Genomic DNA, 25,390 nt, shown 5'->3' with positions numbered 1-25,390 from the left:
GCCGGGGGTCACGCGAAGTACTGCGTGTTCTTGTTCTCCAGCGCCAGCTGGAGGTCGTGCGCCTCCATCACCTTGCCGCCGAACTGGCCGACGATGGTGGCGATGTCGTTGGTGGCGTTGCGCAGCCGCGTCTCGGCCTGCTCGGCCGCCTGGCCGGCGGCGCTGCCCGAGGCGTACCAGGTGGCCTTGATCGGCTGCAGCGCGGTGTGCAGCTGGTCCAGGTACTCCTGCAACGCCTTGGCCTTGGCGGCCAGGGTCTGCGAGCTGACTTGCAGGGCCGCGAAGTCGACGCTGATCTGGTCGGCGGTCATCGTGTGCTCCCTTGGGTCAGGCCAGCGAGCCGCCGGTCAGGCGGCCGAAGACCGCGCCGCCGGCGTCGACGTTGTTGGACAGGCTGGTCAGGCTCTGGGCGACCGTGCTGTCACCGCTGCCGTAGTTGTGGAAGCTCTGGTTGACCAGGTTGGACATGGTGTCCAGCTCGGTGCTCGCCGTCCGCATCTTGTCCTGGAGCTGGGTGTGCAGCTGCCAGAACGCGGTGGCCTGGCTGCCCTGGTAGTGGCTCAGCGCCGAGACCAGGTCGTTCTCCAGGTCCGACATGGTCTTCTTGGCGTTCGCCGCGCACTCCTCGAAACCCTGGACCGCTCGCGTCATCGCCGCTGCGTCGGCCTTGAAGCCGGGGCTGCTCACGGGCCACCTCCTCTCGCTCGACTGCTCGTCGCCGACAACGCTAGAAACCTTGAGGGTTCGAGCAAACGGCACAACTGCCAGTCACAGTGACGGCACAATTACCCGCAGGCGCGCCTCAGCAGGGCTTGACGTAGACGATCCAGCTCCACCCGATGTCGCCGTCCTGGCTGTACGCGCCGGGAGTCGCGGCCCCCACGACGCCGTCGCCGTCCTTGAAGACGGCCGAGGTGCCGCGGGTCTGGTTGTTGATCCACGAGCCCCGGCCGCCCCACGGCATGTAGTAGTTCTGGCAGTAGTACATGTCGATCACGTCGTCGGGCAGCCCGCCGACGAAGTTCTGGTAGCGGTACGCGCAGAAGTGCTTGTAGGCACAGGTGTAGGCGGGGCTGTTCGGCGCGAGCAGGTGAACCGTGGCGCCATCCAGGTCGATCTGGTCGGGCGCCACCTGCACACCGCCCATGGTCGCCAGGTAGTAGTCGGCGCGGGCCTGGAGCTGTTGGGCCTGCGCGGCGGGAATCGCGCCCGCGGCGGAAGCCGGCACGGCAAGTGCCATCGTGGCCGCGAGCGCGGCGGCGGCGATGAGCCCCGTTCTCCGGGCATAGCTGATCAATGACACGGCAGTCCTCCCCTGATGTGGTCGCGGAGGACACTGCGGAACAGTTGCGCGCCCTCCCCGACACGCGACTGGTGCCCCACCACGGTCCTCCCGCCACCCTCCGGCCGGATCCGCCGAACGAGTGCGGACACCTGATTTGCCGCCTACCCCGACAGCGCCACCTGCACCAGGGAGGTCCGGGCCCGCCGACGGACCAGCTGGCCGCGGCCGGGCGGCTGGGGGGAGGGTTTCGCGTCGCCCAACAGGATTCCCTCCTCCTTGGCGCCGGACAGCACGATGCCGGGGGAGCCGAGTTCGCGGACGCGTTGGATCAACGGCTCGAACAGGGCGCGGGAGGCGCCGCCGCTGGCCCTTGCGATGATCAGGTGCAACCCCACGTCCCGCGCCTGGGGCAGGAAATCGAGCAAGGGGGCCAAGGGATTGCTGCCGGGGTTGGCGACGAGCTCGTAGTCGTCGACGAGCACGAACAGCTCGGGACCGGTCCACCAGCTGCGTTCCCGCAGCTGCTCGACGGTGACCTCGGGCCCGGGCAGGCGGGTGCGCATGGCGGCGGCAGCCTCGGAAACCAGGCCGGTCAAGGCGTTCTCGGCGCCGGCGTAGCCGAGCAGGTGCGGACCGGTCACGGCGTCGAGCAGGCCGCGCCGGTAGTCCACGACGATGATCGCGGCCTCGTTCGGGGTGTGCCGGGCGGTGATGCCCTTGGCGATGGTGCGCAACAGGTTCGTCTTGCCCGACTCGACGTCGCCGAAGGCCAGGAAGTGCGGTTCGGCGGCGAAGTCGAGGCGCACGGGCTTGAGATCGGCCTCGTCGAGGCCCAGCGGCACGGCCTTGCCGTCGCCGGCGGAGACCTCGGCCAACGGAACCTCCCGCGGCAGCAGGCGAACCGGCGGAGCGGGCGGACGGGACCAGGCCTTGGACACGGCCTCGACGAACGAAGTTGTGCCGGAGGCAAGGGAACCCGGGCGCTGATCACCGTCCACCCTGGGCAGTGCGGTGAGGAAGTGCAGCTTGTCCTTGGTGAGGCCGCGCCCCGGCGCCCCGGCCGGCACGTTCTGCGCGGCCCGGCGGTCGATCGAGGAGTCGGCGGGATCGCCCAGCCGCAGCTCGAACCGGGTGCCGGCGGCGTCGCGCAGCTGCGGCCGCACGCCCATCCACCAGTTGGCCGAGACGATCACGTGGATGCCGAAGCCCAGGCCGCGGGCGGCCAGGCCGATCACGGCCTGCTCCAGGGCTTCCTGCTCCTCGCGCAGCGTGGCCCAGCCGTCCACGACCAGGAACACGTCGCCGAACTCGCGGCCGTCGGCGCTCTCGGTGAACTCGGCCCGCCGCTGCCGGAACGTGGTGATCGAGTCGATTCCGTTGGCGGTGAAGAAGAGTTCCCGTTCGGCCAGCAGGGTCGTGACCTCGGCGACGACCCGGCGGCAGCGCTCGGGCTCGCGGCGGGTGGCGTAGCCGGAGGTGTGCGGCAGGCCGGCGATCGGCCGCAGCGCGCCGCCGCCCATGTCCAGCACGAAGAACTGGGCCTCGGCCGGGGTGTGGGTCAGCGCCAGGACGCCGATCAGCGTGCGCAGCAACGTGCTTTTGCCGCTCTGGGGCGCGCCGACCACGATCGCGTTGCCGGCGGCCCCGGACAGGTCGGCCCACAGCAGGTCCCGCCGCTGCTCGAACGGCTTGTCCACGATGGCGATCGGCACGATCAGCCGGCCGTTGCCGCCCCAGCCGACCGGGCCCAGCCCGCGCTCGGGATCCACGCCCAGCGGCGGCATCAGCTGGTCAAGGGTCGGCGGCTCGCCCAGCGGCGGCAGCCAGATCTGGTGCGCGTCGGGTCCCTTGCCCTGCAAGCGTTCCACGATCGTGCCCATGATCGTCTCGCCGGTGCCGGGCTGCTCGGGCGCGGCCGGCTCGACGGTGATCTCGGGGATCGGCGTCGGGGCCAGCGTGAACGGCAACACCGATCGGACCTGCGCCGGCCCGGCCTCGACCACCCCGCGCGGCGGCAGATCGCCGGACACGAACGCGGCCTTGAACCTGATCAGCGTTTCCGTGTCCACACGGAGATAACCCGAACCGGGCACCGGCGGCAGCTGGTGCGCGTCGGCGACACCCAGCACGGACCGGCTTTCCGAGGCGGAGAACGTGCGCAGGCCGACCCGATAGGACAGGTGCGAGTCGAGGCCGCGCAGCCGGCCCTCCTCCAGTCGTTGCGAGGCAAGGAGAAGGTGGATGCCGAGGCTGCGGCCGAGTCGGCCGATCATGACGAACAGGTCGATGAACTCGGGCTGGCTGGACAGCAGCTCGGAGAACTCGTCGATGATCACCAGCAGCGACGGCAACGGATCCAGCGACGCGCCGTCCATGCGGGCCCGCTCGTAGTCGCGCACGGAGGCGTAGTTTCCGGCCGCCTTCAACAGCTCCTGCCGGCGGACCAGCTCGCCCTTGATCGCGTCGCCCATGCGGTCGACCATGGACAGGTCCTCGGCCAGGTTGGTGATCACCGCGCAGGTGTGCGGCAGGCCGGTCATGCCGGCGAAGGTGGCCCCGCCCTTGAAGTCGATCAGCGCCAGGTTCAGCTGCTCCGAGGAGTGAGTGGCGGCCAGGCCGATCACCAAGGTGCGCAACAACTCCGACTTGCCCGAGCCGGTCGCGCCGATCACCAGGCCGTGCGGCCCCATGCCGCCCTCGGCCGACTCCTTCAGGTCCAGGTCGACCGGCCGGCCGTCCGGGTCGACGCCGATCGGCAGCCGCAGCCGCTCCCGGGCCGTGCGGCGACGCCACGTGACATCCGTGTCGAGGTCGCGGGGATCGCCGATGCCGAGCAGGCCCGGCAACCCGAAACTGGCCGCCATCGGCGAGGCCGCCACCACCGGCGCGCCCTGGTAGAGCGGGGCGAGCTGGCGGGCCAGCGCCTCGGCCGAGGCCGGATCGAACCGGTCCGGGCGGCCCAGCAACGCGATCCGGCGGTCGCTGTCCTCGCCCACGACCATGCCCAGGCGTTCGCCGGCCACGTGCAGGAACAGGTCGTGGTCCGGGGTCTCGTCGGGAAGGCCGCCGCTGACGTCGATCACGGTGACGGCCTGGCGGCCGCCGGCCGCGGTCAGTCGGCTGTCGTCGGCGGTGCGGCCGCCGTCCAGCACGACCACGATGTGTTGGTACTCAGGGGAAGTCGTCTTGCTGAAGGCCGGCCGCTCGCCCAGGTCGGCCCCGAGCAGGTCGGCCAGCGCGCCCACCCGGTCGGCGACCAGCCGCGTCGGGCCGGTGGGATCGCCGGTCGTGCCCTGGTTGTGCGGCAACCACTTCGCCCACTCCCAGTCCCGGATCCGGTCCGCCGGCAGGCAGAACGCGATGCGCAGGTCGGTCGGGGAGTGGAAGGCCGCCAGCTGGGCCAACACGGCCCGGACCAGGTCGAGCACCTGCCGCCGGTCGCCGGTCACCGTGATGCGGGCGAAGGAGCGCAGCGAGATCGCCACCGGCAGGTCGGAGACCGTGGCGTAGGCGCGGATGAAGTGCCGCAGCGCGGTCGAGGAAACCGGATCCAGGTCCTCCAGCGGCACGGTCTGCGGCGCGCGCAGCGGCGTGGCCAGGCGCTGCGGGCCCGCGCCCACGCGGACCTTGCCGAACGCCGGATCCGTCCGCCGCCGCTCCCACAGCCGGCCCCGCTCCACGAACGCCCACAGGTCGGCCGGGTCCGGCTGGGCCGCGGTCAGCGCGATCCGCTGCCGCTCCGCCACTTCCCGCACCTGGCCGCGCAGGCCGGTCAGGTAGCGCTGGTAGTCCCGCCGCTCCTCGTTGATCTGCGCCTTCTTGGCCGCCCCGCCGCGGGCCAGCGACATGATCACCATGCCGGCCATGGACACCGCGAACAGCGCGCCGAAGACGTAGGTCATCACGCCGCCGCTGCGTCCTATGTAGACGAACGACATCGCCCCCATGCCGAGCATCATCGGCAGGAAGAACAGCAGCTGCACCGCGCCCTGGTTGGAGCCCTTGGGCAACATCGGCGGAGACTGCAACACGATCTCGCCGCTCGGCGGCTCCAGCCTGGTCCGTACCGCACTCACCACGGCATTCTGCCCAGACAACAGCGCGGACCTTGTGGGTATTTCTACCGTCACTGAGGTGAGTGCTCGGCCGCGCCGCTGCCTGGACCGTCGGCCAGAGAAGGCAGCGGTCACGAGCGGCCGAGCCGCCCTGCCGGAGGCGGGGCCAAAAACACAGTGGGTAATTCTGCCGTCTGGATTGCCCTCGCGTCCGCTCTACTCTCCGTCTCACAAGGTCGCCGACCAGGGAGGGAGTGGGATGGACACCGGTCAGTACGAGGTGCGCCCGGAGGCCATGCGGTCCGCGGTCGGCAACATCGGCGGCATCATCATGCAGACCGTCAACGCCGTGCTCGACCTGGAGAAGCTGGTGTTGGCGCCGACCTCGTTCGCGATGATCGGCGACGCGGTGGCCTCGGGCAACGTGGCGATGCAGGCGCAGCAGGTGGCGGCGATGCAGTCGCTGCTCAAGGGCCTGCAGGCGGTCAACGATCTGATCCGCAAGAGCGCGGACGCCTACGACGAGGCCGATCGCGCGGTGGCGCAGGGATTCGGCGGCAGCCCGTCGGCCGGCACGGCCAACACGGCCAGCCTGTGGTCGAGTCCGGCGGCGGGACTGGTGGCGGCGCAGGCGTTCAACGACAGCGTCGGCGGCGCGGGCGATCCGCACTCGGTGGCCAACGTGCTGGACTACCTGGGCCACGCCGGCCTCGGCCACGACTCGTCGGCCGGCCAGTTCGCCCATGACGGCACGGGTTTCGCCAACTGGCTGGACGCCAGCCCCGACCATCAGGCGCAGGTCGGCGTGATCGGCGTGTACTCGGGCGTGGCCCGCGATCTCGGCGACATCCCCGGCGGTGTGCACGCGGGCGACGTGGTGGTGGTCAACTCCACCATCGGCGTGGCCGGAACCGGCGGCCAGCTCTACAACCACGGCCTGCTCACCCCGGACTTCGGCGGCCTGGCGATGGTCCGCGTCTACCGTCCGATGCCGGCCTGACAGGAGAGACCAGCGTGCTCACGTTCCCGAACTCCAGCGCGATGGACGCGACGGCGAGCTCCGGCGGGCCGATCACGTTCCTGCCGCGCATCGTCACCGGCCAGCCCGAGCAGATCGCCGCGCACGTGACCCAGGTGCTGGCCAAGGCCAAGCAGTTCGTCACGCTGATGGACGACTTCGCCAAGGCCGAGAAGCAGCTGTCCCAGGTGTGGTCGGGCGCGGCGTCGCAGACGGCGCTGAAGAAGATCACCGACTCGCTGCAGTCCTTCGAGAAGATCATCAAGGTGGTGCAGGAGGGCGCGCAGCTGCTGGGCGTGGCCAGCACCCTGGTCAAGTCGGCGCAGACCGCCTACACCTCGGTGGTCTCGGCGGTGAACCCGACCGTCGCGGCGCTGATGTCCAACCCGTGGACGCACGCGGCCGCGGTCGCCCTGTCCACCGCCACTTCGGCGTCGCTGCGCGGTTTCATCGAGGCCATCGGCGGCCTGCTCAAGACCCTGGGCCTGACCAAGCTCGGCGCCGAGCTGACCACGTTGGCCTCGATCATCCAGGAACTGGGGAAGCTGTTCGGCGGCGCCAACTCCGCCTCGGCTTCCACGCCGTCCGGGACCACGCCGTCGACCACCACCGTGACCAGCAACCCGGTGACCGCGCCGGTGACGCCGCCGCCGGTGGCCTCGCCGACCGGCCAGCAGGTCACCGCGACGCCGGTCTCGAGCACCGGCACGGTGGCCACCTCGAATCCGTACAACTACACGCCGCCCGCGCTCGGCGGGGCCACCCCGAGCACGGCGGACACGTGGATCCCGGTCGACCCGCCGGCCGGGTCCACACCCGCCACCACGCCGCCTTCGGCCACTCCGGCGGACACCGGCGTGATCAAGGTGACCACCACGATCGGGACCGAGTCGACCACGGTGGAGATCCCGACCGGCCACAATGCCCAGCTGGACCTGGACATCCCGGTCAACGGCCAGCATCTGACCGAGCACATCTCCGTCACGGGCGCGTCGTGACCGACCTCTCCGGGGTCATCACCTCGGTCCTCAGCAGCTACCTGACCGTGCTGGACCAGTGCGCCCAGCAGGTCACCGGCGATCCCTCGGCCCTGCAACAACAATCGCAGCGGCAGAACGACGAGGCGACCCAGCTGGCCGCCGTGTCGACGCAGATCTCCAGCAGCGCCGACAAAAGCGATGCCAGCTGGCAGGGAACCGCGCAACAGGCCTTCAAGTCGGCTGCCGGCGTGCTCGCCAAGGACATCGACGACGTCACCCAGCAGCTGAAGACCGAGGCCCAACGGCTGTCCATGACGGCCAGCGCGATCCAGACCACGATGTCCGCAATGGACACTGTGCGCGGCGAGTTTCTCCAGTACGCCAAGGTTCTCGTCGACGAGGCCCGTAATGCGGCGGCCGGATCCGAGCAGGCGTTCCTGAACGCGGCCCAGCAGTTGGGCGAGTCGGCGGTGAAGTCGGCGACCGCGTTGCGGCAGCGGCTGGCCGGCGCGTTGACCCAGTTGTACGGCCTCAAGCCGGAAACCTCGGCCCCGGAAGGCTCCGAGTCCAGCGAGAAGAAGGAGGACGAGGAGGGGCCGGGCAAGGTCAAGGTCGATCTCACGCAGCTGAAGAAGGGCTCGCTGGAGTGGATCGGTGACGAGATCCTCGACGGCCGCAAGCGTCCGCGGTCGGCGCCCTCCTGGTTCGCCAACTCCGGCTGGTACAAGCTCACCGAGGACGGCTTCTCCGGCGCCCGCGCGCCGAAGAAGGACGACACGCCGTTCGGCGACGCCGAGCTGCCGGAGCACGCCACCACCGGCCAGAAGCTGTGGCACAGCACGGACATCACGATCCTCAAGGGCGAGGGCGTGCTGGCCGACGACAGCGTCGGCGGCAAGGTCGGCGACAACGTCGACGAGGCCCACGCCTACCTCGGCCCGCGCGCGACCTGGGACGGGTCGGTGCTGGTGCACGGCGGCGAACTCCGGTTCGACGGCAAGATCCAGGGCACGCTGGCCGATGTCGGGGCCAGCGGGGCGCTGACCGACGGCGTGGTCACGGCCAAGGGCGATGTCGACGCGTACGTCGGCGGGCAGCTGGCCGGCCACCTCGACGGCAGTAGCCACGGCGTGGCCGCACACCTGGATGCCTTTGCCGGGGCCAAGATCAGCGGTTCGGCCGGGGTCGACGTGGCCGGCATCGGGGTGGGAGCCAAGGGCGAGCTGGAGGCCGGCATCGGCGCGCAGTTCGACGGCCAGGCCACCATGGAGAACTGGCACGTCAAGGTGAACTTCAAGGTCGGGGCGGCGCTCGGGGTCGGGGCCAGCCTCGGCGCGAACATCGACGTCGACCTGCCCAAGGTGTACGAGACCGCGTCGCACTACGGTCATGAGGCGTACGAGTCGGTGAGCAACACGGCGTCGCAGGCGGCGCGGGCGATCGGATCGGTATGGTAGAGCTGCCGCTGGGAGTGGACGTGCCGGACGGCTGGGTGCCCGTGGACCCGGCCGAGGCCGGCGCGCCGGGCGCGGCGCTGGTGGTCGTGCTGCCCACGCCGGAAGGCGAGTTCACGCCCAACATCACCGTCGGCATCGGCGATCCGGCGTCCACTGTGGACGTCGAGCGGGCGGCGGACGAGGCCGTGCGACGACTGTCCGATGTGGCCGACGAGCTGGAAGTGCGCAGCCGGCAGGACGTGGGCGAGGACCCGGCGCCCGGCGTGGCCCAGGTGATCGACCTGCTGGTCGGCGGGCAGCGGCTGGCCCAGTACCAGGTGCATCTGTCGATTCCCCTGCCGGCCGACGAGGGCCACGTGCCGGTGGAGATCGCCGGCACCTGCACGCCGTCGCAGGCCGAGCGGGCGGTGCCGGACTTCCAGCGGCTGGTGGCCAGTTTCCACCTGCGCGCGGACGACGAGTGAGAGGCGGGATCATGGACCTGGAGACCGGTGTCGACGTGCAGGGCCTGCTGGACCAGGTGCGGGCCCAGCAGGAGCAGGTACAGCGCATCCAGCGCGGCGTGGAGACCATGGAGGTCAAGGGCTACTCCCGCGGCAACGAGGTGACGGTGTCGCTGCGCGGCAGCGGGCAGTTCACCGACATCGCCATCGACCCCGAGTCGATGCGCCGCTACAACGCCCGCGATCTCGGGGACATGGTGCTGGAGGCGGTCAACGACGGGCTGCGCAAGATGGCCGAGGCCACCAGCGCCCGCTTCGCGCCGGTGATCGAGGCCGCCGGCCGGATGGAGCGGTTCACGTCATGATCTCCACGACGCGCCGGATCACCGTCGTCACTCCCCGGGCGCGTGTGGACGTCGCGCTGCCGGTGCAGAGCACGCTGGCCGAGCTGGTGCCGCAGCTGGTCCGCCTGTCCGGGGCCGAAGGCCAGGCCTCGCCGGACAATCCGGGCTGGGTGCTGTCCCGGCTCGGCGACTCGCCGTTCCCACCCGGCCTCACCGTGGCCGCGATCGGCTTGCGGGACGGGGAAGTCCTGCACCTGAGCCCACGCGAGCGGCAGGTCGTGCCGCTGCTGTTCGACGACGTGGTGGACGCCATCGCCAGCGTCGCCGGGACCAAGACCGGGGCGTGGGCCGGGAACATCGCCCGCCGGTCCGCGCAGCTGGCGGCCGTGGCGGCGCTGCTGGGCGCAGCCGTGCTGTTGGCCGCCGGCCTGTCGGGCGCCTGGTTCGCCCCGGCCGCCTGTGGCGTGTTCTCGTTGGTACTGCTGCTTTCCGGTGGCGCCCTGGCCCGGGCCTACGGCGATTCCGGCTCCGGTGTCGCCTGCGCGGCCGCCGGCGTCGGCGCCGCGCTGCTGGCCGGGTTGACTGCTGTGCCGCCGTTCCAGGCATCGCTGGAGGTGGCCTCGATCGCCGCCGGCCTGGCCGCGGTGACCGGATACGGCGTGCTGGCCGAGGTCATCTTGTCCGATCGCCTGCCGTGGTTCGGTGGGCTGGCGGTGGCCGCCGGCTTCGGCACCATCGCCGCCGCATTCGTCCTGCTGTCCGGGGTTTCCGTCGCCGGCCCCGCTGCCGTGCTGGCCGCCGTCGTCACCGCGTTGGCCGCCTTGGCCCCGATGTTGGCTCTACGGCTGGGAAAGCTCCCGCTGCCCCGCGTGCCCGCCGACATCGACTCCTTCCGGGCCGAGGAGGAACCCACCCTCGGGCCCGACGTGCTGGACCAGACCGCCAACGCCGAACGCATCCTCACCGGCCTGCTCGCCGCCTTGGCCCTCACTGCCGTCGGCGGCGTCTTCGCCTTGCTGGCCAACGATTCCCCGTGGTCGGCCGCGCTGGCCGGAGTGCTGGGCATGGTCTGGCTGCTGCGCTCGCGCTCCTACGCCGGCACTGCCCAGCGGCTCGTGCTCCTGTTGGCCGGCCTCGCCATGCTCGGCCGCCTCGGCGCGTGGCTCGTGACCTGGCAACACGGCGTCCTCGTCGCCGTCGCCGTCCTGATCGTCGCCGCCGTCCTCTGCCTCGCCCACGCCACCCGCGTCCGCCGCAACCGCCGATCCCCTTACTGGTCGAGGATGATGGACATCGCCGAGTTCCTCGGCCTCATCGCCGTCGTCCCGTTGGTCGGCGCGGTGCTCAACGTCTACGTGGTCGTCCGCGGCATGCTCTGACTAGTCGGTGTGGGCCAGGGGAAGGGAGCGCAGGAGGGCGGCGCTCTGGCGGCCGTTGCACGGGTAGAGGTCGCCGGCCAGTCGCCTGAGCAGGGCCTCGGGGCGGTGCTGGGTGTGCTTGGCGACGTAGCCGATGCGCAGGGACACGCTGGATTCGGTGGTGCCACGGGGAGTTCGCCGCAGCAGCAGCGAGGCGCAGGTGAACTCGGTGCCGGGTACCAGGACGCCGAGGACCTCGGTGGCGACGCGGGGGCCGGGGGTGAAGCACATCTGGGTGAGGCGGCCGATGGACCAGGTGCGCCACGTCTCGTCGACGGTGACGACGGGCCGCGCGCCGGGGGTGCTGCCGGCGAAGGCGCGGGGGTCGGCGCCGAGGGCGACGAGGAGGTCCTGGCGGAGCTCGGGTTCGTCGAGGACGGCGGCGGACTGGCCGGCTTCGGCCAGTCGTCCGACCAGACCAAGGGCCGCGCTGGCGGCGGCGCGGTCGGCGCCGGTGGAGCCGCCGCCTCGCGCCAGCGCGGCGCCGGGGGCGACTGAGGGGCGGTAGCGCAGGGCCAGCCAATGGGTCCGCAGCGGCTGGGTGGAGGTGGGCCCGGGGCTGGTCCACACGACAAGCTGGGCCCCGGCCAAGGGAATGTCGGCGCGCTGCTGGGCCTCCCGCAGCGCAGTGATCACGACGTCGAGCTCCGGCCGCACGCCGGAAGGCAGTCGTGCCAAGGCGATCCGGTCCGCGCCGCGGCACGCTAGCCCGACCCGGTTGCCGGCCCGGTCGACATGCCGCATGACGGTCAAACCGGGCAGCACGGCCTCGATCGGGTCCGGCGACGGCGAAGCCTTGGGCCGCCGCAGGTACGCCAGCCGCACACCGAGCCACTGGTACAGGCACAGCCCGCCGCGCCGGATCGAGGTCGCCGCCACCACGAGCACCGCGCCGGCCGCAACCGCGATTCCGGTGACATCGAACGGAGGCAGGGTCAGCAGCACGGCCAGCGCGGCGATCTGCCACACGGCGATCTGGCCGGCCGTGACCGGCCGCAGCCAGCGGGCCCTGGCCCGCGGCCTGACCTGCGTGCTCGTCTCGGCTACCGTCATGGCGCTGCGACGCTCCTTGCCCTCGTGTCCGGCAAAAGTGCCCGAAAATCCCGGAACTTGTCCTGGGCGACCCACGCAGCATAGGTATGCTCGGGTCGCCCGTACAGAGGGAGTTCTTGTCGGGCAAGTGTTTCACGGGCTTGGGGGCACGTGGTGTGGACGCAGCGGGACCAGATCCAGGCTTACCAGTTCCTTCGACGCCGCCTGGTGTCGGCGCTGGTCGCGGCCGACGCCAACCATCCGGTGTCGCCGAGCCGGCGGCTGGTTCTTGGGGTGGCGATCGGCGTCGGTGCGGCCCTGCTGGTCACCGGCGTCTACGGCGTGCTGGGCGTGCTCAACCCCACCGGTGACGCCGATTGGCGGCAGGGTGGCCAGGTCATCGTGGAGCAGGAGACCGGCGCGCGTTTTGTGCTGGGCCAGGACAAGTTGCTGCATCCGGTGCTGAACTTCGCCTCCGCGCGGCTGCTGGCCGGCGGCAATGGGGACAAGACCGTGACCGTGCCGGCGTCGACGCTGGCGACCGTCTCCCGTGGACCGGCCTACGGCATCCCCGGCGCGCCAGACTCGCTGCCGACCGCGGATCGCTTGCTGGGCGGGGCGTTCACCAGTTGCACGACCGCCTCGGCCGACCGGCCGTCCGGTGTGGAGCCGGTGTCCACGGTGATCCTCGGCCCGGTCAGCGGCGGCACGCCCGAGCCGGCCGGCCAGGGGCTGTTGGCACAAGCCCATTCCGGCGACCGCTACCTGATCACCGCCGGCCGCCGCTACGCGTTGCCCGATGCCGCCTCGATCACCGCGCTGGGCTATGACGGCCTGCCGTTCGTGCCGGTCGCGGACGCCTGGCTGGACACCGTGCCGACGGGGCAGTCGTTGGGCCTGGTCAAGGTGGACGGCAGCGGGACCGCCGGCCCGATCGTCGGCGGCAACCCCACTCGGGTCGGTCAGGTGCTCCAGGCCGACAACGGCGGTTTCTACCTGGTGGGCAAGGAATCCGTGCAGGCGGTCACGCAGACTGAGGCCAAGTTGGTGGCTGGCAACCCGGCCAACACCGGTACCCGGATGATCCAGGTGTCCACGGCGGACATCAACACCGCGCCGCGCAGCACGTCGTCCACTGTGGATGAGAACGGCGGTGGGTATCCGGCGAAGGCGCCGCAGGTCGTCACCACAGTGCCGGCGTCGATCACGCTGTGTGCCAACGGGTCCAAGGTGACGGTGAGCAAGGACGTCCCGCTGCCGGCCGACGCGCACCCGCTCACCGTGGACCGCACCGACGCCCGGGGCGGGCAGAACGTCTACGTGCCACCGGGATCGGGTGCGCTGGTGAAGGACCGGTCGAACGCGGTGTGGCTGATCACCGACACCGGCAGCAGATATCCGGTCGCCGCCGACGAGTCGGTCAAGGCCCTGGGCTACGGCGGTGTCACCGCGCCGGCCGTGGACACCAGCCTGCTCGCGTTGCTGCCCAAGGGTGCGGCGCTGGACCGGTCGGCGGCGACGAAGCCGGCGCCGGGCAACTGAGGGGAGTTGGGTCGATGGGGGCCGAAGGGGAGCCGATCGTCGTCGGCGTGGTCGAGGACCACCCGCTCTACCGGGCCGCAGTGGCCCGGGTGCTGGCCGACGCGCCGGACATCGAGCTGGGCGTGGTCGCCGACTCGGTCGGCCGCTTCGCCGCCGGCCGGCAGCGGCCGGACAGCGTGGTCGTGCTGGACCTGAAGCTGCGGGGCGTGCAGGACGCGGCCGCCGTGCTGGAAGTCGTCGGCATGGGCCACAAGGTGTTGGTGGTGTCGGCCCACGCCGGGCAGTCCGAGGTGCTGGGCGCGATCGCCGCCGGTGCCCGCGGCTACCTGTCCAAGGATGCCGACGGCGACGAGATCCTCCGAGCCGTAAGGGAAATCGCCATCGGCAACAGCTACGTGTCGCCGACTCTCGCCTCGTTCGTGCTCAACTCCTCGCGGGAGCGCCACAGCGGGCCGAAACTCGTGCTGTCCGACCGGGAACGCCAGGTGCTCTCCCTGCTCGCGGCCGGCGAACGGGACCAGGACATCGCCGAGGCCATGAACATCACCGTCCGAACCGTACGGTCCTATTTGGACCGGATCCGCGACAAGACCGGCCGGCGCCGCCGACCCGAGCTGACCCGCCTGGCCATCGAGGAGGGCATCGCCCACCGCGCGGACTGAGAAAGCAACGGCCCCACGGAGATTCCGTGGGGCCGTTGTCGTGGAACGGGATCAGGCCGTGGTGATCTCGGGCTGGTTCTGGAGCTCGAGGTTCTCCTCTTCCACCGCGGCGGCGACGTCCGCGGAGGGGCGAGCGCACGCGACCGCCCAGTAGAAGACCGCCAGCGCGAACACGGCGACCACCAGCACGTCGATGCCGTCCGGCAGGATCATGGCCGAGGGCTGCTTGGTGTCGCTGTTGTAGCGGCCCAGGTAGCCCAGCACGACCATGCCCACGAACCACGGCACGATCCACTGGGCCGCCTTGAGGTCCAGCTTGGCCCGCTTCTCCGGCTTCTGGAACGCGCGGGTGACGGCGAACACGATCAGACCGAACACGATCGCCTCGCCGATCTGGTAGTTCACGTCCCAGCCGCTCCAGTAGATGATCAGGTTCGCGCACACGAACCCGAGCGGCGCCAGGACCGGCGCGAACGGAGCCTTGTAGGGCCGTTCGCGGTCCGGGTCCCGCTTGCGCAACGCGGCCAGCGACACCGGCGCGAAGGCGTACATCACCGCGGTCGCCGAGGTGACCACCGAGACCAGGACGCTCCACGAGGGGAACGGCAGGAACGCCAGCTCGCCGATGATGAACGCGAGCACGATCGACCACAGCGGCACACCGCGCACGCTCAGCTTGCCGAAAACGCCCGGGATCTGCTTGTCCCGGCCCAGCGCGTAGGTCAACCGCGCCGAGGTGCCGACGTAGATCAGGCCGGTGCCGGCCGGCGACACGAACGCGTCGACGTAGAGGATGTAGGCCAGCCAGCTGGCGCCGGCCGCGATGGCCAGCGTCGCGTACGGACCGAAGTCGCCCTTGGCGATCGGGTCGGCCCAGCCGTGCACCAGCGCGCTGGGGTCGAGGCTGCCGATGAACGCGATCTCCAGCAGGATGTACACGATCGCGCCGATGCCCATGGCGACCAGCACCGCTCGGGATAGGTCCCGCTTCGGCTGCGCGGCCTCGGCGGCCAGCTGGATGCACTGTTCGAAGCCCTGCAACGCGAACACCACGCCGACCGGCAGCGCCGCGAACACGCCGTGCAGGCCGAACGGCATGAAGCCGCCGCCGGCGCTGAAGTTGGCGCCGTGGAAGCTCAGCGGCACCAGCACCACGACGGTCAGCAGCGGCACGGCGGTCTTCCACAGCACCGTGATGGTGTTGCTCTCGGACAGCAGCTTGACGCCGACGATGTTGACGAAGGTGAAGATCACCATCAGCAGGCTGGCCCAGCCGAAGCCGCTGGCGGTGAGCGCGCCGTCCTGGTCGAGCAGGGCCAGGTTGTCCTTGACCCACGGAATGTTGTCCAGGTACGCCAGGCTGGCCTCGACCTCGATCGGGGCGATGGCGACGGCCTGGATCCAGGACGACCAGCCGGCGATGAAGCCGGCGACCCGGCCGTAGGCGAACAGCGGGAACCGAGCCGTGCCTCCGGCGACCGGGTAGGCCGCGCCGAGCTCGGCGTGGATCAGCGCCAGCACCGCCAGCATCGCCGCCGCCAGCACCCACGAGATGAGCGAGGCGGGGCCGGCGACCTTGGCCGCGTTGAGCGCGCCCAGCAGCCAGCCCGACCCGATGATCGAACCCAGCGAGATGAACATCAGCCCGTAGAAGCCGACGGTTCTCTTGAAGTGCCCGTTCCCACCCAATGGCGACGAAGCGACGTTTGACGGCGAAGCCATCGCTCACACCCCTGCTCTCTCGGTCCACTATGGACGTGACCCGCACCACCCGTTCGGGTTCGGGGAGCATGGCGTATTGATGGCGCTTATGGAACCGCCACTGACGTTACGATCAGACTTTCTGGGGAAACTTGAGGAACATTTGAGGTTCTAGCCCGACAAATCGGGCGGATCAATCCTCGATGATCACCCGTTCGGCCCCGTCCATGCGATAGCCCACGCCACGGACGGTAGTGATGAGTTCGGCGGCCGGCCCGAGCTTGCGGCGCAGCCGGCGGACGTGCACGTCCAGGGTCCTGGTCTCGACCCCGTCGGGCAGGCCCCACAGGTCGGTCAGCAGGCTGGTCCGCAGGTGCACCTGGCCGGGGCGGCGGGCCAGGTGCAGCAACAGGTCGAACTCCATCCTGGTCAGCTCGACCGGGCCGTCCCGGTGGAAAACCCGGCGGGCCAACGGCAGGATGCGTAACTCGCCCGATTCCGCGGTGCGGGCCTGCGGCACCGACACCGTGAGCGTGGTGCCGGGCAGGTTCACGGCGGTGCGCACGGCGTCCAGGACCCGGGCGGCGACCGCCGGGGCCTGGTCGTTGTTCGTACTGACCCGAACGACCACCGTGACCTCGGCGGCCTGGCTGGTGGCGATCGACGGCGGGGCGGAGAGCTGATACGGCATGGCTGGTCCTCGCAAAGGGGTGTGATGGATAGGGTCGGCTACTCCGGCGAGTCCGCACAGCCCTGCGCGGTCACGCGGGCGAGGTCCACGTGCAGGCGCCTGGTCAGATCCATGAGGTCATCGGACCAGTGCGCAGGGTCACTGTCAACGGCGCTCCAAGATGTGGACGCATGCGACGTTTCGCGGTGTCATACCGAACATGAGCGGATGGCAGGAGTGGCTGGACCGGCGCGGACGGGACCTCAAGGAGCCGTACGGGTGGTTGAGCCTGGTCGGGCTGCACTGGTTGGACGAGACGCCGCGGCGGTTCGCGGACGTGCCGGGGGAGTGGAGCGCCGAGTCGGGCGTCATCCGGGTGAAAGCCTCGGTGTCCGACGGACTTTCCCGGGAGGGCCAACCGTTCGACGGCGTCCGTGAGGCCAAGGGCGACGCGGCGGAGTTCGTCACCCACGGGCGGCTGCGGGTCGAGACGCTGATCCGCGACGGCCGCCCCGGCATCCGGCTACGGGACCCGCAAGGCCCGGCGCTGCGGGCGTATGACGGTCCCTCGGTGTTCGACTACTCGCCGCAATGGTTGGTGCAGGCGGAGTTCACGCCGCGCCGCCCGGCCCGGCGGCTGGAGGTCGACACCGCCCAGCCGGGCATCCGCGAAGTGCTGATCGAGGTCGGCGAACTGCGGTTCACGGTGGGCGGCCGGGAACAGCGGCTGATCGCGACCGGCGGTGACGACACGATCAGCCTGGTGTTCCACGACCCCACCAACGACGACACCACCGCGCCGTGGCGGCAGCTCGACGCCCCGCCGCCGGCCGACGGCCGGGTGACGCTGGACTTCAACCGGGCCAGGAACTTCCCGTCCGCGTTCACGGAGTACGGCACCTGCCCGAAACCCCCGGCCGGCAACGAGGTCACCGTGCCCGTCACCGCCGGGGAGCGTCGATTCCGCTAGTCGACCAGCCGGCGGACGATCGGGTGGCCCGTGTCCCGCCACGCCGCGAATCCGCCGGCCACGTCGTTGACGTTGCGCAGGCCCAGCTGGGTCCGCAGCTGGTAGGCGGCGAGGCTGGAGGTGTAGCCCTCGTTGCAGATCAGGATGATCTCCTGGTCGTAGTCGCCGGCCCGGAGTTCCTTGATGCGGTGCGGACTGGTCAGGTCCATCCGCCACTCCAGCACGTGCCGGGACACGGCGATGGCCCCGGGGATCTCGCCGAACCGCCAGCGGTACTCGGTCGGCCGCAGGTCGACCAGCACCGCGCCGTTGCGCATCGCCTCGGCCGCTTCCGCCGGGCTGTGCCGGGTGATGTGCTCGCGGGCCCGTTCCACCAGCCCGCTGATCACGTCGCTCATACGGCAGCCTCGCGCAGCTGCGCGGCGGTGGCCTCCAGCGCCGTGGTGTCCGGTTCCGGTGTGTCGCAGGGCACTTCGCGCAGGTGGTGAATGCCCGACGGCAGCCAGCAGTAGAAGTTCATCGCCGTCAGCGGCGGCGAATAGGCGTGAATGGAGACGGCCGGCTCGGTGCCGACATTGACCAGGTTGTGCAGGTAGGTCCGCCCGAAGCCGACGGCGTCCCCGGCCCGGTGCCGGCGGGTCCGCAGCCCGAGCTGCTCGGTGTCGCCGTGATCCTCGATCAGCTGACCGCTGGCCACCGCGAAGGCGCCGACGCTGCCCCCGTGGTCGTGCAGCAGCGTGTCCTGCCCGAGATCCCAGCAGATGAGCCAGACCTCGACGTCCTCATCGAGGTGGAGGCGTTGGAAGTACCGCTGCGTGAGATCGAAGCGGACGTGCGCCGACCACTCGTCGCGGCGGGCGACAAAGTCGGCGACAAGGTCCCGCAGCACGGCGGGACTGGTCTGAACGGCCACGAGACAAGCCCTTTCGCTCGGCGTCCCGCGGTGTCACCGCCCGCCTGCCCGGTGCTGCCGGACCTTCGAGCCGCGCCAGCGCGGGAGCTATCTCGCCCGGGCCACACCGCCTCGGAACAGCTGTTTCGCTGCGGCACGGCTCGGAAACCACTATGTTGTTGTGATCAGGCCGAGGGTAACCCCCGTAGCCGGCGAGAGGAAAGCCACCGGTGCGCATCACCAGGGCCCAGCGCAACGCGGTCGCCGAAAAGGTCACGAGCCTGGAGCGATCCTTCTACGGCCGAGGCCCCCGCAACGTGAAGGTCTCGGTCAGCGACGACGATCCGATCAGCCTGGTGGTGCTGTCCATCGACAGCCTCACCGTCGCCGACGTCGTGCTGCACGAGCGCGGCTACTCCGACGCCGTGCTCCGCCACCACGAGGCGTTGCACGAGGCCACCAAGCAGGAATTCCTCGACGCCGTCGAGGACATCATCGGCAGCCCGGTGTCGGCGTACCTGGCCCAGGTGCACCCCACCACCGGCTACGCCGTGCGCGTGTTCGTCTTCTCCGACCTCGGCGACTTCGACGCGCAGCCGTCAGACCAGGTGTGAGACGTCGTTGTAGCCGCGCAGGGTCCACGTTTCGCCGGCCACCACCAGCACCGACACCGAGGCGTTGTCCGAGCTGTTGAACGCGAACGGCGTCGAGCCGGTCGCGTGGGCCAGCACCTGCCCGATCGCGCCGCCGTGGGCCACCACCATGACCCGTTGGTCGGGGTGGGCGTCGGCGATCCGGCGAACGCCGGCGACGACCCGCTTGCGCAGGCTCTCGTTCGTCTCAGCGCCCGGGATCACCTCCCAGCGTTGCTGGGCGTGGTGCTCCGCGACCAGCGGATGGCCCTCGGCGACGTGCTTGCGCAGCAGGCCGCCTTCCCACTCGCCGAGATGCACTTCCCGCAGGTCGGGCTCGACCAGTGGCACGATGCCCAGCCTCTCGGCCAGCGGCGCGGCCGTCTCGGCGGTGCGTCGCAGCGTCGTCACGTAGATCGCGTCGAAGTGCTCGTGCTGGAACCGGTCGGCCAGCCGCCGCGCCTGCTCACGGCCCTGCGGCGCCAGCTCCGGATCGCCGTGCCCGTCCCGGTAGGGATAGGGCCGGTCGAACCGAGCCGGCGCCGACTCGCCGTGCCGGACCAGGACCAGTTCGGTGGAGCCGGGCGGGCGCTGGAACCGGAACTGCCGGTACTCGGTGGTCACAGTGCCGACGTTAACCCATCACGAGATGGTCGATCACGTTCCCGGCGGCGTCCATGACCCCCATCGAGCTGCCGCTGATCGGACCCTTCTGCACCGGGTAGTACACGATGACGGTGCCCTTCTCGACGGTCCCGGTGATCTGGGGCGCGCCCGGCGGGTCGATGGCGACCGTCTTCGCGTTCGGCACGGTGACGAGGCCGACGAACACGGAGCCGGTGCCGGCCGAGTAGCTACCGATCTTGGTGCGCCCGCCTGAGCTGATCGCGGCGCCGGAGTCCCACACCACGCCGTTGACCTCGTACTGGTCCGCGCTGCGCACACACACCAGGAGCGCGTCGTTCAGCGTGGCCAGCTGCACCCAGTTCGAGTCGTCGATCTGGAGGAATGCCGCCGGCTGCCAGTAGTCGGTGTCGGGCAGCGGTCGTTGGGTTTTGGTCACGCAGGTCCCGACCCGCTGTCCGGTGGCCGAGGTGCGGTCGGCCTTCGGGTCGTTGGCCACCGTGGTCGGCGACAGCACCGACGGCACGTCCGACTTCGGCACGGTGTAGTCGGGAGTGGTGAAGCCCCGCAGCTTGATCTGGTCGGTCGGCGGATCGCTGTTGGGCAGGATGAAGACGCCGTCGCCGATCGCCGCCGGCTCGCCGGCCAGGGGATTGCTGCCCGACTGGACCACCAGGTTGCTCACGCCCGGCGCGGTCACGCCGGCGTAGGTGCCGGCCTGGGTCATGAACAGCAGCGTGGCCGGCTGCTGCCCGACCGGCGGGTCCGGATAGGACTGCGCCTTGACCGTCACCGTCTCCTTGGTCAGCTCGCAGAAGACGATGTCGGTGCCGACCCGGTAGAGCAGCGCGGTCAGGCCGTTGCGGTTGACCTGGAGCAGCGGGGACCAGGTGATCCCGATCTGCTGGCCGGCGGAGGAGCAGCGGTCCATCTGCTGGCCGGTGCCCCAGCTGCGCTGCGCGCCGTAGAAGTAGTAGCCGTTCTCGCCGCCGGCGGCGGTCGACGTCGTCGGGTGCGGGCTGGCCGGGGAGGCGGTGAGGGGCTTGCTGTCCTTGGTGTTCAGTGTGCTGGTCACGACCATCGCCCCGGCCACCACGGCGATCACCGACGCGGCGATCAGCAGCGGGGCCAGTCCGGTCCGGTGGCGCGGGCGCACGTCGCCGATCTCGGTCATGATCCGGCGGAAGGCCGCCTGCCGGATGTGGTCGGGCAGGTCCCGCTCGGGGAGGTCGAACGGGTCACTCATCGAAGCTCTCCTCGGTCATGCCACGCAAGTGGGTGCGAGCCCTGGACAGGCGGGAACGGACACTGACCTCGGTGATGCCGAGCAGCTGGGCGGCGTCGGCCGTGCTCATCCGGCCCACCATGCACAGCTGCACCGCCTCGCGCTCGGACGCCGGCAGCCGGTCCACGGCCGCCAGCACCCGGGCCAGGCGCTGCTGGGTGTGATCCCGCTCGGCCAGCTCCTCCGCGTGGTCGCGGGCCTCGTCGGCCACCGCCAGCTTGGGCACGAGCCGCAGGAACCGGCTGCGCCGCCGGTGGTCGTTGCGCACCAGGTTGGCCGCCACCGTGAACAGCCAGGGCAGGGCGCTGTCCCGGATCAGCACCACGTCGGCCCGCCGCCGCCACGCCGTCATGAACGTCGTGGACAGCACGTCCTCGGCCGACGACCACGAGCCGGTCAGCCGGTAGACGTAGTTCCAGACGGCCTGGGCATGGCGTTCGAACAGCGCGGTGAACGCCGCGTGGTCGTCCCGCGCGATCGCCTCCCACAGCCGTGCGTCAGGTGCCGACTCCGGGTCGGCCAGTGTCTCCACCCCCCTATGTGGTCGAAGCCGACCCGTTGTTGCAGGAATCTTTCGGGATCGCCGACGCAGGAGAACGCGAGGCCCCGCCGATGTTTCGCCCGCACGCCGGATTTCGTCCGCCGCCACCCGACGCGACCACCCACCCGAGCCGATGCGGCGGGCGAAATCCGGCAAGGGCGAGGCATCGGCTACCCGGGGGCCGAGCCCCGCGCGGAACGCGCGGCACAAGCACAGCATCGGCTACCCGGGGGCCGAGCCGCGCGCGGAACGCGCGCCAAAAGCTCAGTGCAGGGTGCCGCGCATGTCCAGGACCCGCTCGACGGAGGCGTCGAAGGCGCTGTGGTCGAGCTGGTTGCTGGTGACGGCGGCCGAGATGGCGGCGGCGGCCTGGTCGCCCTGGCTGACGTCACGGCCCGAGCACAGGATGAGGTCCATGCCGGCGCCGGCGGCGGTGACGGCCCGCTGGCCGGTGGTGCCGAACGCCTGCAACGCGCCGGCCTCCAGGGCGTCGGTGATGGTCACGCCCTTGAAGCCGAGCCGGCCCCGCAGCTCCTGGTTGATGATCGTGGGGGACAGGCCGGCCGGCAGTTTCGGGTCGAGCGCGGAGTAGATCGCCCACGACAGCATCACCGACTTGGCCCCGGCGGCCAGCGAGGCCGGGTAGGCGGCCTCGTCCACGGAGCGCAGCGTGTCGGCCGAGGCGGTCAGGGTCACCGGCTGCTCGTCGGTGTTCTGCTTGGTGGTGGCCGAGCCGAGCCCGGGGAAGTGCTTCACGGTGGCGGCGACGCCGGTCTGCTGCTGGGCGGTGACGAAGGCCGCGCCCAGGGTGTTCACCTTGGCCGGGTCGGTGCTGTAGGAGCGCTGCGCTGAGTCGTCGAAGTCGCCGGGCGTGCGGTAGACGTCCAGCACCGGCGCGAGGTTGAAGTTCATGTCCACGCTGGCCAGGTTCTGCCCAGCCCCGGTGCCGGCGTTGGCGGCCTGCTGCTGGGCGTCGGCGGCCTGCCCGATCTGCTTCTCCGACAGGGTGGGCGCGCCGGGCAGCCGGCGGACCAGCCCGCCCTCCTGGTCGGTCATCAGCAGCAGCGGCTGGTGCACGGGGCTCTGTGCGGCGGCCTGCCGCAGCTTGTCGACCGCGCCCTTGATCTGGGCCGCGGACTGGATGTTCTCTCCGAAGAAGATCACGCCGCCGACCCGGCCCTGGCTGATCCGGTCCAGCAGGCTCTGCGGCGGCGTCGCGCCCGGGTAGGAGTAGATGACGCGCTGCCCGGCGAGCTGGTCGGTGGTCAGCCCCGGCGGGAGGGAGCTGTTGGTCGCCAGCGGCGCCGGCGTGCCGACCAGGGCCAGCGGCCCGGCCATCGTGACCACCACGGCCCAGCGGACCACGTCCGAGATGCTGCCCATGCCCTCCAGTTAACCGCATCGGGGGAAATCCACCGGCGATCGGGCACGGTCACGCCGGGAAACGGGCAGGACACGGCGCGGACCCGCCCGGGACCGCAGGTGAGCGTCACTCGAACGGGCAAAAATCGGGCAATCGAACACCCGCTGTGGCGCTGGCCACAGTGTTGCCGGGGTGTTACACCTAGTTCCTGCCCGAACGGGCGTGGCAGTGCCCGAGTCAACAACGACGTTGTGGGGAGGGAACCGATGCAGGCCGACGAGCGTCAGCGCCGGATCCTGGCCCGCGCCCGGGCCAACGGCCGGGTGGACGTCGGCGACGTGGCGTCCGAGCTGGACGTCGCGCCGGAGACCGTCCGCCGCGACCTGAAACTGCTCGACCAGCACGGCCTGGTGCGCCGCACCCACGGCGGCGCGGTCCCGGTGGAGACGGCCGGCTACGAGACGGGCATCGCCTACCGCGCGACCTCGCACCTGCCGGAGAAGCGGCGCATCGCCCGGGCCGCCGCCGACCGGCTCGGCGACGCCGAGACCGTGTTCGTGGACGAGGGCTTCACGCCGCAGCTGGTGGCCGAAGCGCTGCCGACCGACCGGCCGCTGACCGTCATCACGGCCTCGCTGCCGGCGGCCGCGGCCCTGTCCGGCACGCCCAGCGTCACCGTGCTGCTGCTGGGCGGGCGGCTGCGCGGGCACACTTTGGCGACCGTTGATCACTGGGTGCTGCGCATGCTGGGCGAGATGGTGATCGATCTCGCCTACCTTGGGGCCAACGGGATTTCCCGTGAGCACGGCCTGACCACGCCCGACCCGGCGGTCGGCGCGGTCAAGGCCAAAGCGGTCGCCGTGTCCCGTCGGCGCGTTTTTGTCGGCGTGCACACGAAATTCGGCGTGTCCAGCTTCAGCCGGTTCGCCGACGTCGCGGACTTCGAGGCCATCGTCACCGACACCGGACTGTCCACAGCGGACAGTCAGCGGTTCGCGGTGCTGGGGCCCAAGGTCGTCCGGGTCTGAAGGCTCCCGGTGCGCGCCACCGGGATATGGGGGCTGTCCGAAGTGCCCAGGTGATACGAGGAACAACGAGGAGATGTCTCGGATGGCGCGAATCGGAGCACGCCGTGTGGCTGGTGCGGCGATCGGTGCGGTGGTGGTGGCGGCCTCCCTGACCGCGTGTGCCGGCGCGGGCGGCGGCAGCGGCGCGGGCGGCTCGAACTCCATCAACGTGTTGATGGTGAACAACCCGCAGATGGTCGACCTGCAGAAGCTGACCGCGGACAACTTCACCAAGCAGACCGGCATCACGGTGAACTTCACGGTGTTACCGGAGAACGACGTCCGCGACAAGATCAGCCAGGACTTCTCCAGCCAGGCCGGCCAGTACGACGTGGCCACCATCAGCAACTACGAGATTCCCTTCTACGCCAAGAACGGCTGGCTCGCGCCGCTGGACGACTACATCAGCAAGGACACCGCCTTCGACCAGGGCGACATCCTGGAGCCGATGCGGGTCTCGCTCACCGCCGACGACGGCAAGGTCTACGGCGAGCCGTTCTACGGCGAGTCCTCGTTCCTGATGTACCGCAAGGATGTCTTCGAAGCCAAGGGACTGACCATGCCGGCCGACCCGACGTGGCAGCAGGTCGCCGACCTTGCCGCCCAGGTCGACGGCGCGCAGCCCGGCATGAAGGGCATCTGCCTGCGCGGCCAGCCCGGGTGGGGCGAGGTGATGGCCCCGCTCGACACCGTGGTCAACACCTTCGGCGGCACCTGGTTCACCAAGGACTGGCAGGCCCAGCTGACCAGCCCGGAGTTCAAGCAGGCCACCCAGTTCTACGTGGACCTGGTCCGGGCCCACGGTGAGTCCGGCGCGCCGCAGGCCGGTTTCACCGAGTGCCTGAACAACCTGGAGCAGGGCAAGGTCGCCATGTGGTACGACGCCACCTCGGCCGCCGGTTCGTTGGAGGGCAAGGATTCCCCGGTCGCCGGCAAGCTCGGCTACGCGCCGGCCCCGGTGGTCAAGACCAAGTCCTCGGGCTGGCTCTACACGTGGGCGTGGGGCGTGCAGAAGGCGTCCAAGAAGCAGGACAACGCCTGGAAGTTCATCTCGTGGGCGTCCAGCAAGGGCTACGAGAACCTGGTCGGGTCCCAGCTGGGCTGGTCCCGGGTGCCGGCCGGCAAGCGCGCGTCGACCTACGAGAACCCGGACTACGTCAAGACCGCCGGCGCGTTCGCCGAGCAGACCAAGGACGCGATCAGCACCGCCGACCCGAAGAACCCGGGCGTGCAGCCGCGGCCGACGCTGGGCATCCAGTTCGTCGACATCCCCGAGTTCACCGACCTGGGCACCCAGGTGTCGCAGCAGATCAGCTCGGCCATCGCCGGATCGACCACGGTGGACGCCGCGCTGACCGCGGCCCAGGCGCTGGCCGAGAAGGTCGCGACCAAGTACCAGGGCAAGTGAG

Annotated in this window: 25 protein-coding genes; 12 read left to right on the top strand and 13 right to left on the bottom strand. The window is 70.7% G+C overall.

What is annotated here, in order from left to right:
- Nucleotides 1-8: 8 nt before the first annotated feature.
- From ACIG5F_RS32760 to eccCa, 4 genes are all read right to left on the bottom strand, one after another.
- Nucleotides 9-311: a hypothetical protein gene (locus ACIG5F_RS32760; RefSeq protein WP_396523794.1), complete on the bottom strand. Its 303-nt coding sequence runs from the start codon at nucleotides 309-311 to the stop codon at nucleotides 9-11.
- A 16-nt stretch (nucleotides 312-327) separates the two neighbouring features.
- On the bottom strand, nucleotides 328-687 hold the full coding sequence (locus tag ACIG5F_RS32755) for a WXG100 family type VII secretion target (protein ID WP_396523793.1): 360 nt from the start codon (nucleotides 685-687) through the stop codon (nucleotides 328-330).
- A gap of 115 nt (nucleotides 688-802) precedes the next feature.
- Nucleotides 803-1,303, bottom strand: coding sequence for a hypothetical protein (locus tag ACIG5F_RS32750; RefSeq protein WP_396523792.1), 501 nt, complete (start codon nucleotides 1,301-1,303; stop codon nucleotides 803-805).
- Between the two features lie 143 nt (nucleotides 1,304-1,446).
- Nucleotides 1,447-5,361, bottom strand: coding sequence for a type VII secretion protein EccCa (eccCa, locus tag ACIG5F_RS32745; RefSeq protein WP_396523791.1), 3,915 nt, complete (start codon nucleotides 5,359-5,361; stop codon nucleotides 1,447-1,449).
- A gap of 238 nt (nucleotides 5,362-5,599) precedes the next feature.
- On the opposite strand from eccCa, the gene ACIG5F_RS32740 reads away from it, so the two are divergent.
- Genes ACIG5F_RS32740 through eccD form a run of 6 tightly spaced genes read left to right on the top strand, consistent with a single transcriptional unit; the run spans nucleotide 5,600 to nucleotide 10,961 of the window.
- Entirely contained in the window at nucleotides 5,600-6,340 is a 741-nt protein-coding gene (locus ACIG5F_RS32740; RefSeq protein WP_396523790.1) for a WXG100 family type VII secretion target, read from the top strand.
- A gap of 14 nt (nucleotides 6,341-6,354) precedes the next feature.
- Complete coding sequence (locus ACIG5F_RS32735; RefSeq protein WP_396523789.1) at nucleotides 6,355-7,356, top strand: WXG100 family type VII secretion target; 1,002 nt, start codon at nucleotides 6,355-6,357, stop codon at nucleotides 7,354-7,356.
- Nucleotides 7,353-8,795 (top strand): hypothetical protein, encoded by a 1,443-nt coding sequence (locus ACIG5F_RS32730; RefSeq protein WP_396523788.1) that lies wholly within the window; start codon nucleotides 7,353-7,355, stop codon nucleotides 8,793-8,795. Before ACIG5F_RS32735 ends, ACIG5F_RS32730 begins: the two co-directional genes overlap by 4 nt.
- Nucleotides 8,789-9,259 (top strand): hypothetical protein, encoded by a 471-nt coding sequence (locus ACIG5F_RS32725; protein WP_396523787.1) that lies wholly within the window; start codon nucleotides 8,789-8,791, stop codon nucleotides 9,257-9,259. The genes ACIG5F_RS32730 and ACIG5F_RS32725 overlap by 7 nt, the downstream gene beginning before the upstream one ends.
- Nucleotides 9,260-9,270: 11 nt before the next feature.
- The gene (locus tag ACIG5F_RS32720) at nucleotides 9,271-9,603 is read left to right on the top strand and encodes a YbaB/EbfC family nucleoid-associated protein (RefSeq protein ID WP_396523786.1); all 333 of its coding nucleotides are present in this window, start codon (nucleotides 9,271-9,273) and stop codon (nucleotides 9,601-9,603) included.
- Complete coding sequence (eccD, locus tag ACIG5F_RS32715; protein WP_396523785.1) at nucleotides 9,600-10,961, top strand: type VII secretion integral membrane protein EccD; 1,362 nt, start codon at nucleotides 9,600-9,602, stop codon at nucleotides 10,959-10,961. The genes ACIG5F_RS32720 and eccD overlap by 4 nt, the downstream gene beginning before the upstream one ends.
- On the opposite strand, the gene ACIG5F_RS32710 is transcribed toward eccD, so the two are convergent.
- Complete coding sequence (locus tag ACIG5F_RS32710) at nucleotides 10,962-12,053, bottom strand: type VII secretion protein EccE (RefSeq protein WP_396523784.1); 1,092 nt, start codon at nucleotides 12,051-12,053, stop codon at nucleotides 10,962-10,964.
- Nucleotides 12,054-12,206: 153 nt separating this feature from the next.
- On the opposite strand from ACIG5F_RS32710, the gene eccB reads away from it, so the two are divergent.
- Nucleotides 12,207-13,574 (top strand): type VII secretion protein EccB, encoded by a 1,368-nt coding sequence (gene eccB, locus ACIG5F_RS32705; protein WP_396523783.1) that lies wholly within the window; start codon nucleotides 12,207-12,209, stop codon nucleotides 13,572-13,574.
- Nucleotides 13,575-13,588: 14 nt separating this feature from the next.
- Nucleotides 13,589-14,236, top strand: coding sequence for a LuxR C-terminal-related transcriptional regulator (locus tag ACIG5F_RS32700; protein ID WP_396523782.1), 648 nt, complete (start codon nucleotides 13,589-13,591; stop codon nucleotides 14,234-14,236).
- Nucleotides 14,237-14,287: 51 nt separating this feature from the next.
- Here ACIG5F_RS32700 and ACIG5F_RS32695 read toward each other — a convergent pair whose 3' ends face one another.
- On the bottom strand, nucleotides 14,288-15,958 hold the full coding sequence (locus ACIG5F_RS32695) for an APC family permease (RefSeq protein WP_396523781.1): 1,671 nt from the start codon (nucleotides 15,956-15,958) through the stop codon (nucleotides 14,288-14,290).
- A 172-nt stretch (nucleotides 15,959-16,130) separates the two neighbouring features.
- Entirely contained in the window at nucleotides 16,131-16,628 is a 498-nt protein-coding gene (locus ACIG5F_RS32690; RefSeq protein ID WP_396523780.1) for a winged helix-turn-helix domain-containing protein, read from the bottom strand.
- Nucleotides 16,629-16,827: 199 nt separating this feature from the next.
- Here ACIG5F_RS32690 and ACIG5F_RS32685 point away from each other — a divergent pair, with 199 nt between their 5' ends.
- A complete protein-coding gene (locus ACIG5F_RS32685) occupies nucleotides 16,828-17,577 on the top strand; it encodes a DUF1684 domain-containing protein (RefSeq protein ID WP_396523779.1) in 750 nt (249 codons plus the stop codon).
- Here the strand turns inward: ACIG5F_RS32685 and ACIG5F_RS32680 are convergent.
- Both ACIG5F_RS32680 and ACIG5F_RS32675 read right to left on the bottom strand, forming a co-directional pair.
- Nucleotides 17,574-17,975 carry a rhodanese-like domain-containing protein gene (locus tag ACIG5F_RS32680; protein ID WP_396523778.1) on the bottom strand — a complete coding sequence of 134 codons (402 nt, stop codon included), beginning with the start codon at nucleotides 17,973-17,975 and terminating at the stop codon, nucleotides 17,574-17,576. The genes ACIG5F_RS32685 and ACIG5F_RS32680 overlap by 4 nt on opposite strands.
- Nucleotides 17,972-18,490: a cysteine dioxygenase gene (locus ACIG5F_RS32675; RefSeq protein WP_396523777.1), complete on the bottom strand. Its 519-nt coding sequence runs from the start codon at nucleotides 18,488-18,490 to the stop codon at nucleotides 17,972-17,974. The genes ACIG5F_RS32680 and ACIG5F_RS32675 overlap by 4 nt, the downstream gene beginning before the upstream one ends.
- Before the next feature lie 209 nt (nucleotides 18,491-18,699).
- On the opposite strand from ACIG5F_RS32675, the gene ACIG5F_RS32670 reads away from it, so the two are divergent.
- The gene (locus ACIG5F_RS32670; protein ID WP_396523776.1) at nucleotides 18,700-19,083 is read left to right on the top strand and encodes a Na-translocating system protein MpsC family protein; all 384 of its coding nucleotides are present in this window, start codon (nucleotides 18,700-18,702) and stop codon (nucleotides 19,081-19,083) included.
- Here the strand turns inward: ACIG5F_RS32670 and ACIG5F_RS32665 are convergent.
- The 4 genes from ACIG5F_RS32665 to ACIG5F_RS32650 form a co-directional block, all read right to left on the bottom strand.
- The gene (locus tag ACIG5F_RS32665) at nucleotides 19,069-19,725 is read right to left on the bottom strand and encodes a histidine phosphatase family protein (RefSeq protein WP_396523775.1); all 657 of its coding nucleotides are present in this window, start codon (nucleotides 19,723-19,725) and stop codon (nucleotides 19,069-19,071) included. The genes ACIG5F_RS32670 and ACIG5F_RS32665 overlap by 15 nt on opposite strands.
- A gap of 10 nt (nucleotides 19,726-19,735) precedes the next feature.
- The gene (locus ACIG5F_RS32660) at nucleotides 19,736-20,971 is read right to left on the bottom strand and encodes a hypothetical protein (RefSeq protein WP_396523774.1); all 1,236 of its coding nucleotides are present in this window, start codon (nucleotides 20,969-20,971) and stop codon (nucleotides 19,736-19,738) included.
- Nucleotides 20,964-21,542, bottom strand: a complete 579-nt coding sequence (locus ACIG5F_RS32655; protein ID WP_396523773.1) for an RNA polymerase sigma factor — start codon at nucleotides 21,540-21,542, stop codon at nucleotides 20,964-20,966. Before ACIG5F_RS32655 ends, ACIG5F_RS32660 begins: the two co-directional genes overlap by 8 nt.
- A 273-nt stretch (nucleotides 21,543-21,815) precedes the next feature.
- Complete coding sequence (locus ACIG5F_RS32650; protein WP_396523772.1) at nucleotides 21,816-22,934, bottom strand: glycoside hydrolase family 3 N-terminal domain-containing protein; 1,119 nt, start codon at nucleotides 22,932-22,934, stop codon at nucleotides 21,816-21,818.
- 246 nt (nucleotides 22,935-23,180) lie between these two features.
- Here ACIG5F_RS32650 and ACIG5F_RS32645 point away from each other — a divergent pair, with 246 nt between their 5' ends.
- On the top strand, nucleotides 23,181-23,942 hold the full coding sequence (locus tag ACIG5F_RS32645; protein WP_396523771.1) for a DeoR/GlpR family DNA-binding transcription regulator: 762 nt from the start codon (nucleotides 23,181-23,183) through the stop codon (nucleotides 23,940-23,942).
- A gap of 82 nt (nucleotides 23,943-24,024) precedes the next feature.
- Nucleotides 24,025-25,389: an ABC transporter substrate-binding protein gene (locus ACIG5F_RS32640; RefSeq protein ID WP_396523770.1), complete on the top strand. Its 1,365-nt coding sequence runs from the start codon at nucleotides 24,025-24,027 to the stop codon at nucleotides 25,387-25,389.
- The last annotated feature ends 1 nt before the right edge of the window (nucleotide 25,390 follow it).

The sequence above is a fragment of the Kutzneria sp. NPDC052558 genome (assembly GCF_044547355.1).
Classification (GTDB): Bacteria; Actinomycetota; Actinomycetes; order Mycobacteriales; family Pseudonocardiaceae; genus Kutzneria.
This window is presented reverse-complemented; position numbering and strand designations above follow the sequence as displayed.

Coding starts and splice junctions, on each gene's coding strand:
- ACIG5F_RS32760 (WP_396523794.1), bottom strand. CDS start 311: ATGACCGCCGACCAGATCAGCGTCGACTTCGCGGCCCTGCAAGTCAGC.
- ACIG5F_RS32740 (WP_396523790.1), top strand. CDS start 5,600: ATGGACACCGGTCAGTACGAGGTGCGCCCGGAGGCCATGCGGTCCGCG.
- ACIG5F_RS32725 (WP_396523787.1), top strand. CDS start 8,789: ATGGTAGAGCTGCCGCTGGGAGTGGACGTGCCGGACGGCTGGGTGCCC.
- ACIG5F_RS32720 (WP_396523786.1), top strand. CDS start 9,271: ATGGACCTGGAGACCGGTGTCGACGTGCAGGGCCTGCTGGACCAGGTG.
- eccD (WP_396523785.1), top strand. CDS start 9,600: ATGATCTCCACGACGCGCCGGATCACCGTCGTCACTCCCCGGGCGCGT.
- ACIG5F_RS32710 (WP_396523784.1), bottom strand. CDS start 12,053: ATGACGGTAGCCGAGACGAGCACGCAGGTCAGGCCGCGGGCCAGGGCC.
- ACIG5F_RS32700 (WP_396523782.1), top strand. CDS start 13,589: ATGGGGGCCGAAGGGGAGCCGATCGTCGTCGGCGTGGTCGAGGACCAC.
- ACIG5F_RS32695 (WP_396523781.1), bottom strand. CDS start 15,958: ATGGCTTCGCCGTCAAACGTCGCTTCGTCGCCATTGGGTGGGAACGGG.
- ACIG5F_RS32690 (WP_396523780.1), bottom strand. CDS start 16,628: ATGCCGTATCAGCTCTCCGCCCCGCCGTCGATCGCCACCAGCCAGGCC.
- ACIG5F_RS32685 (WP_396523779.1), top strand. CDS start 16,828: ATGAGCGGATGGCAGGAGTGGCTGGACCGGCGCGGACGGGACCTCAAG.
- ACIG5F_RS32680 (WP_396523778.1), bottom strand. CDS start 17,975: ATGAGCGACGTGATCAGCGGGCTGGTGGAACGGGCCCGCGAGCACATC.
- ACIG5F_RS32660 (WP_396523774.1), bottom strand. CDS start 20,971: ATGAGTGACCCGTTCGACCTCCCCGAGCGGGACCTGCCCGACCACATC.
- ACIG5F_RS32650 (WP_396523772.1), bottom strand. CDS start 22,934: ATGGGCAGCATCTCGGACGTGGTCCGCTGGGCCGTGGTGGTCACGATG.
- ACIG5F_RS32645 (WP_396523771.1), top strand. CDS start 23,181: ATGCAGGCCGACGAGCGTCAGCGCCGGATCCTGGCCCGCGCCCGGGCC.
- ACIG5F_RS32640 (WP_396523770.1), top strand. CDS start 24,025: ATGGCGCGAATCGGAGCACGCCGTGTGGCTGGTGCGGCGATCGGTGCG.